Source organism: Buttiauxella sp. (assembly GCF_035271705.1).
Taxonomy (GTDB): Bacteria; Pseudomonadota; Gammaproteobacteria; order Enterobacterales; family Enterobacteriaceae; genus Buttiauxella.
In genome coordinates this window covers 1-13,225 of the sequence record NZ_DATERI010000174.1, presented here as the reverse complement: position 1 = coordinate 13,225, position 13,225 = coordinate 1, and the positions used below count along the sequence as shown (strand labels likewise).

Below are 13,225 nucleotides of genomic sequence, written 5' to 3'. Positions count from 1 at the left end.
CCCCCGCTCAGGCCACTGATTTCTTTTGGCGCGGTATCGGCCATCACAGCCCAACCCAATGCACCGATGCCTTTACCGAAGAACGCCATCGCCATAAAGCCGACAACCATCATTTCTGATTCGACATAGTTACAGAACACCATGCTCACCGAGAGCATCATCCCCAGTACAATAGGTGTTTTACGGGCGATGTTTAACGAACCGGTACGGCGCATCAGCCAGTCGGAAATGATGCCCCCGAGAACCCCACCCGCAAATCCGCAAACCGCTGGCACAGATGCCACAAATCCCGCTTTGAGGATCGACATCCCTTTTTCCTGCACCAGATAAACCGGGAACCAGGTAATAAAGAAGTACGTCAGGGCATTAATACAGTACTGACCGATGTAGATCCCCACCATCATGCGTGAGCTAATCAACTGTTTGATCTGGCCCCATTTCTGAGACATCGGCACTTTTTCTTTGGTGTTGGCCTGATCCATGTTGATCAGCGCGCCACCCGCTGCGATGTAATCCAGCTCTTGCTGGTTCACACCCGGATGGTTGTTAGGTTCATGCATCACTTTCAACCAGACAAAGCTGATGATGATGCCCAGTCCACCCATAAAGAAGAACACATGTGACCAGCCCACTGCACTCGTCAGCCAACCCATGATTGGCGCGAAGATGACCGTGGCGAAATACTGTGCGGAGTTAAAAATCGAGACCGCCGTACCGCGTTCTTGTGCCGGGAACCACGCTGCGACTATTCGACTGTTGCCAGGGAAGGAAGGTGCTTCAGCCAGACCCACCAGGAAGCGCAGAACAAACAGCGCGACGATGATGCCAAAACCGTCGAAGATATCGACGAAGCCTTGCAGCAAGGTAAACAGTGACCAGATAAAAATGGACCAGAAGTAAACGCGTTTTGATCCAAATTTATCCAGCAACCAGCCGCCGGGGATTTGGCCGATAACATAAGCCCAGGAGAACGCAGAGAACACGAATCCCATACCTATCGGATCCAGACCGATGCTTTTTGCCATTTCCGAACCGGCAATGGACAGCGTGGCGCGGTCGCCATAGTTAAACGAGGTGACGATAAACAGCATCACCACAATCCAGTAGCGGGCGTTGGTTCTCTTTTGAACCGCGCTCGCTGCTTGGCTAATTGTGTTCATGTTGCACTCCTGAATAATAGCTTTGGCTACAATCCATTCTGCACTGGTAGGGTAGTCAGAATGAGGTATCGGTCTATCCACAGTATTTTTGTGACGCTGTATCTGTGATTTTTATATTCGACCGAGTGAAAGTATATGAAGGGAGTTAATCAGCCTCATCGTGCAAAGACCCAAGTTTACCGCACGTTTCATGAGCACTTTGTGGCGTCTGTCCAACTGGCTGGGGGATGGTTCACGATTTTTGAAACAAACCCAAAAAACAGAGGGTTTTGTGAGATAGAAGCTGGCTAAAGATTGGAATTCTGCATCATATCAATTTGGCGGGATAGCGGGTGGCGCTGAAGCCTACCCGCTCTGCTTGCTTGCTTATTACTTTAACAGCGTTTCCCACTGCTCGACCCATGGATTCGAGACCGACTCAGGCTCAGGATGATCATTGGCATCAATCGCTAAAACGGTGCCAATGCGTTGCGCGCCCTGCTCTTGCAGCAAGGTATCGAATTGTTTGCCGCCACCACAAAAATGTTCGTAGTTGCTGTCGCCCAACGCAATCAAACCGTAACGCAATTCAGGCTGGTATCCGACTTCGTCTTTAATTGCCTGAAACAGAGGAACGATGCTGTCTGGCAAATCGCCCTGGCCTGTGGTTGACGTGACAATCAGTACATATTGCTCGCGATATTTCTGCCAATCTGCAAGCTCAGGATCTTCGAATACAGTGGCTTTATGACCTTTCTTTTTTAGGAAAGCCTCGGCTTCTTCCGCCACTAACAGCGAGTTTCCATACATCGTTCCTACAAAAATCCCCACTTCGGCCATCAGTTAACTCCTTGCGTTACGGCTGTATTATTCATCCTGGCCGTTGCTTGCCACAAACTCAACCTTTTCGATATCACTCAGCAATCCACGCCAGCCAAACTGTGACATCATCTGCATCCAGGTATCATCAAGAGTTGCGCGTAAGCATAACGGCTCGCCAGTAATAGGGTGCGTTAACGAAAGCTGGCTTGCATGCAGCATCAGGCGTTGGCAGCCAAAATGTTCCGCCGCCCCACGATTTTGACGCAAATCACCGTGCTTTGAATCGCCAATAATGGGATGACGCAAATGCGATAAATGGCGACGTAATTGGTGCTTGCGGCCGGTTTTAGGTTCCAGTTCTACAAGGCTGTAGCGCGCTGTTGGATAACGACCCACCGGGACGGGCATTTCAACCGTTGCAAGACCGCGATAATGCGTGACTGCCGGCTGCGGCGTTTTGTCTTGAGTTGCGTGTTTATCCGCAATTTTATCCAGCTCTTCAACCAGCGGATAATCCAGCACCGCTTCATCTTCAAGCCAACCGCGAGTGACCGCGTGGTAACGTTTCTGAATCTGGTGATTTTCAAACTGTTGTGATAACAAACGCCCAACTTCGCTTGAGAGTCCCATCAACAGAACGCCAGAAGTGGGTCTGTCGAGGCGATGAACGGTAAATACATGCTTGCCGATTTGGTCGCGTACGGTTTGCATCACGAACACGGTTTCATGGCGGTCCAGCCAGCTCCGGTGCACTAACCAACCCGAAGGTTTGTTAACGGCCACCAACCATTCATCCTGATAAATAATTTCCAGCATCAGTTTTTGTCACTCGCGAACAGAGCATCAAGCTCTTGCAGCGCTTTTAATAGCGGCTCACGCCCAACAAGTGCGGCATCGAGCGCCATTTCGTAATACGGTGCGATGGCGAAATCAGCAGGCAAAGGATGTCGTGCTTCAATCAGGGCGTGCATGCGCGGGATTAAAACCCACTGCAGCCATTCTGTAGGTTGCAGTGTATCCAGACAAAATGGTTCGGTGCTTTCAAAGGCTTCAGCGTTTGGCGCACAGCCCTGCCAAAGTTGATTGTCACGCAAAACCTGCTCGACGATGTGTAAATGCTGGCGTACCAGCGCGTGGCGTTCCATGAAAACCTCAAGCATCAGTGAAAAAGAAGCCGGCAAGCATACCACTTCTTACTTTCTTCATTTCTTACTGTGGGCGAAAAAAGCATAAAAAAAGGGAGCACTGTATAAACAGTGCTCCCGGTTCGTTTCGCAGCTAATCCGGCTACTTTTGGTGCTCCCTGCTCGTCCGTGACAACTATGTCCTGTGGTCTCCTGACCTACATTCCATCGTACTCGCATCCTGCTACTCACATCCTCGAGTGTCCCGCATCATCCTGATACTAATCCTTTGGTCTTCCAGACCCACCGAACGTCCTGGCCCGGCTCTCATTCTCCATCCTGGAGGTGTCCCTTACTCTTCCTGAGTGCTCCTTACTTCGTCCTGAAGCCTTCCTTGCAACACCATCCTGGTGTGGTCCCGTTCTTCAATGAAGCGACATCATCCTGACATCTCCTTCACTTCCCGACTTCCTGTCGACGGACATAGAATCTACTAATTCGTTCACTCTCGCAAGGCACTCACAACCAATACTTATGTTACCTTTCATTCAAAAGCAGCATGATATTCACATAACTAATTGATAAATAGTTGTTAGTGTATTAGTGCCTAATAAACTTTCGCATGAAAAGTTAGAGATCTCTTACAGCTTGTGTAAGAGATCTCTCACAAGCCCAGCAGCGATCAACGCTTAAATGACCTGCGGCTGAAGCTCTTGAAGGAACAAACTCAGTGAAGGTGCAAGCGTTGTGCGCTGTTTGGTGCCGATTTTCTCCAGCACCACTTCACCTGTGAGATTGCAAAGTGACACCACTTCCATTTCGTCAGGTGTGGTGGCGAGGAATAAGGTCGGCGAAATCTTTAAACGCTTTTGTGTGACCAGATGGCCTATCAGGTTTTCCTGAACGCGTTGAAAATCCTCTTCGCTCCAGGCCTGTAATAGCGTTAATACCTGATGACCCGATAGCGCGGGCATGTCACCTGCAAACTGAGTGGTATAAAACTGATGTGCACCCGGTTGCAGAGCAATATCCATCGCCCGTTCCACGGCGCTCAGATCACCTGCGGGAGTAAAAGGTTGCGGTTGCCAGCGCACATCATCAGCGGTTGTCGTCACGATACACGGTGAGGGTACACCATATAATTCTTCGCTCGCGGGCCAGCCACCCGCCTGTTCACGCCATGCATGACAAAAGCGATCTGTAAAATCTTCCAGCGCCTGACGTACGTCGTTATCCACCAATTTCTCACTCTCTCAAGGTGCGGTACAATAAGAAGTAATTGTACCTGCATTCTATCGGTGACACATGTCTTATGAAAAACACCAGGCACTCAGTAGCCTGACACTGGGTAAGCCAACCGCTTACCAGGATAAATACCAACCATCGTTGTTACAAGCCGTGCCACGCAGTCTTAATCGTGACCCGCTTGGTTTACAGGCTGATAACCTGCCATTTAGCGGCGGTGATATCTGGACGCTTTACGAACTGTCCTGGTTGAACAGCAACGGTTTGCCACAAGTCGCCGTTGGGCATGTTCAGCTTGATGCAAACAGTGTGAATCTGGTCGAGTCCAAGAGTTTCAAACTCTATTTGAACAGCTTTAACCAGACGCAATTTGCCGATTGGGAAACCGTTGAAGAAACCTTAAAGCGTGATTTAAGCTCTTGCGCACAAGGCGACGTTAGCGTGGTGCTGTTCCGCCTGCATGAACTCGAAGGCCAGGAAATCGCCGCATTCACAGGCGAGTGTATTGATGAGCAAAATATCACTATTGATAACTACGATTTTAACGCGGATTACCTGAGCGATGCTGCAGGCGATGAAATTGTCGAAGAAACGCTGGTGAGCCATTTGTTGAAATCCAACTGCCTGATAACCCATCAGCCAGATTGGGGTTCTGTTCAGATTCGCTATCGTGGCCCACGCATCAATCGTGAAAAGCTACTGCGCTATCTGGTCTCTTTCCGCCAGCATAACGAATTCCACGAGCAGTGCGTTGAGCGCATCTTTAACGATATTCAGCATTTCTGTCGCCCACAAAGTCTGAGCGTCTATGCGCGATATACTCGTCGCGGTGGTCTGGACATCAACCCGTGGCGTACCAATACTGATTTCTATCCCGCATTTGGTCGCCTGGTTCGCCAATAAGTGCGAAATACCTCGCAAATACCTATACCCAAAATAATTCGAGTAGTAGGAAGGCGGTAAGCCTGAGAATCCCCAGGAGCTTACTTGAGTAAGTGACTGGGGTGAGAGTGCGCAGCCAACAAAGATGCAACATGAAGTATGACGGGTATATACCCAAAATAATTCGAGTTGCATCGCGGCGGCAAGAGAACGAATCACGATGAGCTTACATAGGTAAGTGATTCGTGTGAGTGAACGCAGCCAACAAAGGGGCAACTTGAAGTATGACGGGTATAACGGATTATCTTTTTCAGGTTGTTAAATTCAGCGTAGCAAGGCTATTGTAATCATTGGGAGCGGCACTTTACGCTTCGTAAGGAGTTAACTTGATTACACATATTAGCCCGCTAGGCTCAATGGATATGTTGTCGCAGTTGGAAGTCGATATGCTTAAACGCACGGCCAGTAGCGACCTTTATCAACTGTTTCGCAATTGTTCGCTTGCCGTACTTAACTCAGGAAGCCAGACAGATAGCAGTAAAGAGCTGTTGTCGCGTTATGAAAACTTCGATATCAACGTGTTGCGCCGCGAGCGTGGTGTCAAACTTGAACTGATTAATCCACCTGATGATGCCTTCGTTGATGGTCGTATCATTCGAGCTTTACAAGCTAACCTGTTTGCCGTACTTCGCGACATTTTGTTCGTTAACGGCCAACTCTCCAGCGCGGGTCGCTTCCAGAATCTCGATCTGAAAGATCCTGCGAATATCACCAATATGGTGTTCTCTATCTTACGTAACGCCCGTGCACTGCATGTTGGCGAAGCGCCAAACCTCGTAGTTTGCTGGGGTGGTCACTCCATTAACGAAAACGAATATCTCTACGCGCGTCGCGTCGGCACTCAATTGGGCCTGCGTGAGCTCAACATCTGTACCGGCTGTGGACCCGGTGCGATGGAAGCCCCGATGAAAGGTGCGGCTGTTGGCCATGCTCAACAACGTTACAAAGAAAGTCGCTTTATTGGCATGACGGAACCGTCAATTATTGCGGCAGAGCCACCCAACCCACTGGTGAACGAGCTGATTATCATGCCGGATATCGAAAAACGGCTTGAAGCGTTTGTCCGTATTGCGCATGGCATCATCATCTTCCCGGGCGGCGTGGGTACCGCAGAAGAGCTGCTTTACCTGCTCGGCATTCTGATGAACCCGCACAATCACGATCAAGTATTGCCATTAATTCTGACCGGGCCGAAAGAGAGCGCTGATTACTTCCGTGTGCTGGACGAATTCATCGTCAATACGGTGGGCGAACAGGCACGTCGTCATTATCAAATCATTATCGACGACCCGGCTGAAGTCGCACGTCAGATGAAAAAAGCGATGCCACAAGTTAAAGAGAATCGTCGCGAAACAGGCGATGCTTACAGCTTCAACTGGTCGATTCGCATTGCACCTGATCTGCAAATACCCTTTGAGCCAACCCATGAAAACATGGCAAATCTCAAATTGTACCCAGACCAACCGGCTGAACAACTGGCTGCTTCTTTACGCCGAGCGTTTTCTGGCATTGTTGCGGGTAACGTTAAAGAAGGTGGGATCCGCGCGATTGAACAGTACGGGCCGTATAAGATCAACGGCGACGCACAAATGATGAAACGCATGGACGATCTGCTACAGGGCTTTGTTGCCCAGCACCGCATGAAATTACCTGGCAGTGCTTACATCCCTTGCTACGAAATCTGTACCTAAATCCCCAGGGCGGAGTGTCTCCGCCCATTTTTTCCTTATTCCCCCACTTTTTCTGACAATTTCCAGCCGATACCCCCCTCGACGTTATTAACGCTATCAGCATATTCATCTTCAATAAAATTGATGATTTCGCCTCTATCCACACTGAAAACTGTGTTTATACAGACAATTACGCTGACAATACATATTGAAACGACGTTTTATTATCTACAATAAGTCACATTTAAGGGTATAAACACCACTACAAACACCATGCGTAGATGTAATAACCTAAAAAAACCATGCAAACAGTGGATTATTACAATTGAGATCTTGATCACTGATGAATCGACGTCATGAATGTATCTTTCCGCCCTCTGATTATCACTGGCAAAAATTACTATAAAAGCGCTAGAAAACAGCATTTAGTTTCAATCACCAATAGAAAACACCCGATAGCATTCGAGTTGCAGGGGTGTTGGCTCAGATTTCGAATCATATGTTCCTTTGGAGAAGTAGAAGATGGAAACCACTCAAACCGGCAGTATTGCCTCGCTCGAGAGCAACAGTTCATGGCGCAAGTCCGATACCATGTGGATGTTGGGTCTGTACGGCACAGCCATTGGTGCTGGCGTATTGTTCCTACCGATTAATGCCGGTGTTGGCGGTCTGATCCCGCTGTTCATCATGGCAATTCTGGCGTTCCCGATGACATTCTTCGCCCACCGTGGCCTGACTCGATTTGTGCTGTCAGGCAAAAACCCGGGTGAAGACATTACTGAAGTTGTAGAAGAACACTTCGGTGTGGGTGCAGGTAAAGTTATTACTCTGCTTTACTTCTTTGCTATCTACCCAATTCTGTTGGTCTACAGCGTAGCCATCACCAATACCGTCGATAGCTTTATCACTCACCAGTTGGGTCTGGTTTCACCGCCACGTGCACTGTTATCTCTGATCCTCATCGTTGGCCTGATGACCATCGTGCGTTTCGGTGAGCAGATGATCGTTAAAGCGATGAGTATTCTGGTATTCCCGTTCGTTGCAGCACTGATGGTTCTGGCGTTGTATCTGATTCCTAACTGGAGCAGTGCCGCATTTGAGACAATGTCTTTCAGCGCTACACCCGCAACAGGCAGTGGCCTGTGGATGACTCTGTGGCTGGCAATCCCAGTGATGGTGTTCTCTTTCAACCACTCCCCGATCATTTCTGCTTTTGCAGTAGCGAAACGTAATGAGTATGGCGAAGCCGCTGAGAAGAAATGTTCACGCATCCTGTCATACGCACACATCATGATGGTGATTACCGTGATGTTCTTCGTGTTCAGTTGCGTACTGAGCCTGTCTCCAGCAAACCTGGCTGAAGCGAAAGCACAGAACATCTCTATTTTGTCCTACCTGGCTAACCACTTTAACGCACCGGTTATTGCCTGGATGGCACCGATGATCGCCATTGTCGCCATCACCAAATCCTTCCTCGGCCACTATTTAGGTGCACGTGAAGGTTTCAACGGGATGGTTATCAAATCCCTGCGTGGTAAAGGTAAGAGCATCGAAGTGAGCAAATTGAACCGTATTACCGCGATCTTCATGCTGGTAACAACATGGATTGTTGCCACTCTTAACCCAAGCATTCTGGGTATGATTGAAACTCTCGGCGGCCCAATCATCGCGATGATTCTGTTCCTCATGCCGATGTATGCGATTCAGAAAGTTCCTGCAATGCGCAAATACAGTGGTCATATCAGTAATGTATTTGTCGTCGTTATGGGGCTGGTCGCTATTTCTGCTATCTCTTACTCTTTGTACTCTCTGTTCATCTAACAACTCTAAAACCGCCTGCCCCCCGCAGGCGGTTTTTTCGCATCTAAAGTTACTCAGGTAACGGACGCAATATGATTAGCGTATTCGATATTTTCAAAATCGGTATTGGTCCATCCAGTTCCCATACCGTCGGCCCGATGAAAGCCGGTAAGCAATTCACTGACGATTTGATAGCGCAAGGGATTTTACCCAACGTCACGCGTGTTGTTGTTGATGTTTACGGTTCACTGTCCCTCACCGGTAAAGGCCACCATACTGATATCGCGATTATTATGGGTCTTGCGGGTAATCTGCCGGACACTGTCGATATCGACGCTATCCCTGATTTTATTCAGGATGTGAACACACACGGTCGCCTGCTGTTAGCCCGCGGTCAGCACGAAGTGGAGTTCCCGGTCGATAGCTGCATGAACTTCCACGAAGCGACTCTTTCACTGCATGAAAACGGTATGCGTATCACCGCACTTGCGGGCAATGACGTGCTCTATAGCCAAACCTATTACTCCATCGGCGGCGGTTTTATCGTTGAAGAAGCGAGCTTTGGCGTGGAAGACACTCAGCAAGTTGCCGTACCGTATCCTTATAAATACGCGGCTGATTTACAGCGTCATTGCACCCAAACAGGGCTTTCACTGTCAGGTTTGATGATGCATAACGAACGCGCGATGCGTCCACAGGCTGAAATTGACGCACACTTTGCCAACATTTGGGGCGTGATGCGTAGCGGTATTGAGCGTGGTATCACCACCGAAGGCGTGCTGCCGGGGAAAATGCGTGTTCCTCGTCGTGCCGCAGCCTTGCGCAGAATGTTGGTCAGCAGCGATAAGAACAACTCAGATCCCATGGCCGTTGTTGACTGGATTAACATGTTTGCGCTGGCGGTGAACGAAGAAAATGCCGCAGGCGGGCGCGTTGTCACTGCACCGACTAACGGCGCATGCGGCATCGTTCCTGCGGTACTGGCCTATTACGACAAATTCATCCGTGAAGTGAATGCTAACTCCTGCGCAAGATACTTCCTTGCTGCCGGTGCAATTGGCTCGCTGTATAAAATGAACGCATCGATTTCAGGAGCTGAAGTTGGCTGTCAGGGAGAAGTGGGTGTTGCCTGTTCAATGGCGGCAGCGGGTCTTGCTGAGTTGTTGGGCGGTAGCCCAAGCCAGGTCTGTATTGCGGCTGAGATTGGCATGGAACACAACCTCGGTCTGACTTGCGACCCGGTTGCTGGGCAAGTTCAGGTACCGTGCATCGAGCGTAATGCTATTGCTGCAGTGAAAGCCGTGAATGCGACACGTATGGCACTGCGCCGTACGAGTGAACCACGAGTTTGTCTCGATAAAGTCATTGAAACGATGTACGAAACGGGCAAGGACATGAACGCCAAATACCGCGAAACATCGCGAGGCGGTCTGGCGATGAAAGTTTCCTGCGATTAATACCAAAAAGGCTCTCAGATGAGAGCCTTTTTTAATGGCGATTTTGGATCCAAACACCCCTCTAAATAATTCGAGTTGCAGGAAGGCGTTGAGGAAGGGAATCCCAATGAGCTTACTCTAGTCAGTGATTTGGGTGACCGAGTGAAACCAACGCATCCGCAACTCGAAGTATGACGAGGGTCTAGCGCAGATCGCCCACTTTCACGTGGTCCATATCATCGAACACCTGATTCTCACCCACCATCCCCCAGATGAATGTATACGCACGCGTACCCACACCTGAGTGAATTGACCAGCTCGGAGAAATCACAGCTTGCTCGTTCTGCATCACGATGTGACGAGTTTCTTGCGGCTGACCCATCATGTGGAATACACAGCTATCCTGCTCCAGACCGAAGTAGAAATACACTTCCATACGGCGCTCATGCGTGTGGCAAGGCATGGTGTTCCACAGGTTGCCTGGCTCCAGTTGAGTCAAACCCATGCTCAACTGGCAAGTTTCCAGCACGTCTGGAACGAAGTACTTGTTAATAGTACGACGGTTACTGGTAACGCTGTCCCCCAGAGTCACTGGAGACACATCAGCTGGGGTCACACGCTTGGTTGGGTAAGCGGTATGCGCTGGCGCACAGTTGTAGTAGAAGCGCGCAGGGTTCGCAGGATCAATGCTGGCAAACACGACTTCCTTCGCGCCTTTACCCACATATAGACCATCGCGGGTACCGATTTCAAAACAAGTCCCATCAACAGTAATCGTGCCCTGTCCGCCGATGTTAATAACACCCAGTTCACGACGCTCCAGGAAGTAGCTCACACCCAACTGTTTGCCCACTTCACCGCCAACACTCACAGTACGAGTTACTGGCATGACACCACCAACAATGATGCGGTCGATGTGGCTGTAAGTCATGGTGTACTGATCGGCTGTAAAAATGGTTTCGATCAGAAACTCTTTGCGCAAACCTGCTGTATCCAGGGCTTTTGCATGATCACTATGAATGCTTTGACGAATGTCCATTACTGTTCCTTACTGGAGATAATAGGAGTAAATAAATTACGCCCGTTACTATTAATAAATATTTAGCAATTAAAATATAGTTTATTACAAAGAAACTACAATTAACGGCAACACGTAGACAGTTTACCACCTGATTAAATAAATAATGTGATCCAAATTGAAATATCGTTTTAATTATATTGAATTGTCATTCCAATAGAGAGATAGTTCACATCAGGAACAGCTTTTAAGGAAACATCACTACAGTCATCCACTCTCTGGTCAATACCATTTGCCATAAAGAGCAAAGATGCCCTCTGAACCAAAAGACATTAAAGCCATTAAAACAGTGCTTTAACCATTTAAAATTACGTAATTTTTTCATTCGCCGCGGTTAGGAATGAAAGAATAATGAGGAATTACCATGAAAATCAAAGCTACAATTGAACGCATTCCTGGTGGGATGATGCTGGTCCCACTGCTGCTCGGGGCCTTGTTAAATACTTTCGCACCAGATACTGGGGCCTATTTTGGTTCATTTACCAAAGGGATGATCAGCGGTACCGTTCCAATTCTGGCGGTTTGGTTCTTCTGTATTGGTGCCTCTATCAATTTACGCGCAACCGGCACTGTACTGCGTAAATCCGGTACGCTGGTTCTGACTAAAATTGCCGTGGCTTGGGTTGTGGCAATGATTGCCGCTTCGTTTATTCCTGAAGGTGGTATTCAGACCGGTATGTTTGCAGGTTTGTCTGTTCTGGCTATCGTTTCTGCGATGGACATGACCAACGGCGGTCTGTATGCAAGCCTGATGAACCAATACGGTACTAAAGAAGAGTCGGGTGCATTCGTTCTGATGTCTCTGGAATCTGGCCCACTGATGACCATGGTTATTCTGGGTTCTGCAGGTCTGGCATCATTTGAACCACACCACTTTGTCGGCGCAACACTGCCATTCCTGATTGGTTTTATCTTAGGTAACCTGGACAGCGATTTCCGTACCTTCTTTAGCAAAGCAACCCCAGTACTGATTCCATTCTTCGGCTTTGCACTGGGTAACACCATCAACCTGAGTGTGATTCTGGACACTGGCCTGCTGGGTATCATTCTGGGTGTGGCGGTTATCATCATCACTGGTATTCCATTGATTCTGGCCGATAAATACATTGGTGGTGGTAACGGTACCGCGGGTATCGCCGCCTCATCAGCAGCAGGTGCTGCAGTAGCAAACCCGGTAATCATTGCGCAAATCAACCCATCATTTGCACCGGTTGCAGCTTCAGCAACAGCGCTGGTTGCCGCAAGCGTAATTGTGACGGCGATTCTGGTGCCAATTATTACTGCACTGTATTCAAAATATGTAGGTGGTAACGCCGCAAAAAAGCAGAATGACGATGAAGCTGTCGATTTATCTCATTAATACTGCACTTTAACACCATAAAAAATGGAGCCTCTCGGCTCCATTTTTTTATCTTACAACTCTTACAGCGCGGATTTTAGTCGCTGTACCGCATCATAAAGCTGCTCTTGGGTCGCCGTTGCGTATGAGAAACGCAGCGTTTTCTTGTCCACCTTATCGCTAAAGAAGAACTCTCCCGGCACATACACCACACCTTTTGCGAGTGTCTGTTGTAGCCAACGAGTCGTATCAAACTCATAACGGAACGCCGCCCACAAGAACATCCCACCCTGCGGTTGGTTAAAGGTGATGTGCTCACCGAGTTCCTGATGTAAAAACGTCGAAAGGCTCAGGCACTTCTTCTTATACGCTTCGCGAATTAGCTCAATCTGCGGATTCAGACGGTCAAGCGTAAGATATGCCGATACCAGCGATTGCGTAAATGAGTTGGCGTGCAAATCCGTAGCTTGTTTAATGATGGCCACTTTTTGCTTCATCCACTCCGGCAGCACAATCCAACCCACTCGCAGACCAGGTGCGAGAATTTTAGAAAACGTTGAGGTATAAACCACATTTTCCTGGCTGCCACGCTCTGTCGCAACTTGCAGCAAAGTTTTCTCGCGCGCTTCG

The 13,225-nt window shown here is 48.8% G+C and carries 12 protein-coding genes; 5 read left to right on the top strand and 7 right to left on the bottom strand.

Features of this window, described 5'->3' with window-relative positions:
• The 5 genes from VJY99_RS16045 to syd form a co-directional block, all read right to left on the bottom strand.
• A partial coding sequence (locus tag VJY99_RS16045; RefSeq protein ID WP_324120211.1) for an MFS transporter occupies positions 1 to 1,160 on the bottom strand: 1,160 nt, incomplete at its 3' end.
• A 369-nt stretch (positions 1,161 to 1,529) separates the two neighbouring features.
• A complete protein-coding gene (locus tag VJY99_RS16040; RefSeq protein WP_324120209.1) occupies positions 1,530 to 1,979 on the bottom strand; it encodes a flavodoxin in 450 nt (149 codons plus the stop codon).
• A 27-nt stretch (positions 1,980 to 2,006) separates the two neighbouring features.
• The gene (truC, locus tag VJY99_RS16035) at positions 2,007 to 2,777 is read right to left on the bottom strand and encodes a tRNA pseudouridine(65) synthase TruC (protein WP_324120207.1); all 771 of its coding nucleotides are present in this window, start codon (positions 2,775 to 2,777) and stop codon (positions 2,007 to 2,009) included.
• On the bottom strand, positions 2,777 to 3,106 hold the full coding sequence (locus VJY99_RS16030; RefSeq protein WP_324120205.1) for a YqcC family protein: 330 nt from the start codon (positions 3,104 to 3,106) through the stop codon (positions 2,777 to 2,779). The genes truC and VJY99_RS16030 overlap by 1 nt, the downstream gene beginning before the upstream one ends.
• Before the next feature lie 668 nt (positions 3,107 to 3,774).
• A complete protein-coding gene (syd, locus tag VJY99_RS16025; RefSeq protein ID WP_324120203.1) occupies positions 3,775 to 4,323 on the bottom strand; it encodes a SecY-interacting protein in 549 nt (182 codons plus the stop codon).
• A 67-nt stretch (positions 4,324 to 4,390) separates the two neighbouring features.
• Between syd and queF the strand changes: the two genes are divergently transcribed.
• The 4 genes from queF to VJY99_RS16005 all read left to right on the top strand — a co-directional run bounded on the left by queF (position 4,391) and on the right by VJY99_RS16005 (position 10,199).
• Positions 4,391 to 5,233, top strand: a complete 843-nt coding sequence (gene queF / locus VJY99_RS16020; RefSeq protein ID WP_324120201.1) for an NADPH-dependent 7-cyano-7-deazaguanine reductase QueF — start codon at positions 4,391 to 4,393, stop codon at positions 5,231 to 5,233.
• Between the two features lie 365 nt (positions 5,234 to 5,598).
• Positions 5,599 to 6,963: a nucleotide 5'-monophosphate nucleosidase PpnN gene (ppnN, locus tag VJY99_RS16015; protein ID WP_324120199.1), complete on the top strand. Its 1,365-nt coding sequence runs from the start codon at positions 5,599 to 5,601 to the stop codon at positions 6,961 to 6,963.
• Between the two features lie 501 nt (positions 6,964 to 7,464).
• Complete coding sequence (locus tag VJY99_RS16010) at positions 7,465 to 8,763, top strand: HAAAP family serine/threonine permease (protein ID WP_324120197.1); 1,299 nt, start codon at positions 7,465 to 7,467, stop codon at positions 8,761 to 8,763.
• Positions 8,764 to 8,834: 71 nt separating this feature from the next.
• A complete protein-coding gene (locus VJY99_RS16005) occupies positions 8,835 to 10,199 on the top strand; it encodes an L-serine ammonia-lyase (protein WP_324120195.1) in 1,365 nt (454 codons plus the stop codon).
• Between the two features lie 181 nt (positions 10,200 to 10,380).
• On the opposite strand, the gene kduI is transcribed toward VJY99_RS16005, so the two are convergent.
• A complete protein-coding gene (gene kduI, locus VJY99_RS16000; RefSeq protein WP_324120193.1) occupies positions 10,381 to 11,217 on the bottom strand; it encodes a 5-dehydro-4-deoxy-D-glucuronate isomerase in 837 nt (278 codons plus the stop codon).
• 403 nt (positions 11,218 to 11,620) lie between these two features.
• On the opposite strand from kduI, the gene kdgT reads away from it, so the two are divergent.
• The gene (gene kdgT / locus VJY99_RS15995) at positions 11,621 to 12,616 is read left to right on the top strand and encodes a 2-keto-3-deoxygluconate transporter (protein ID WP_324120191.1); all 996 of its coding nucleotides are present in this window, start codon (positions 11,621 to 11,623) and stop codon (positions 12,614 to 12,616) included.
• A 62-nt stretch (positions 12,617 to 12,678) separates the two neighbouring features.
• Here the strand turns inward: kdgT and VJY99_RS15990 are convergent.
• The coding region (locus VJY99_RS15990) for an aminotransferase class I/II-fold pyridoxal phosphate-dependent enzyme (protein WP_324120189.1) at positions 12,679 to 13,225 on the bottom strand (547 nt) is incomplete at its 5' end.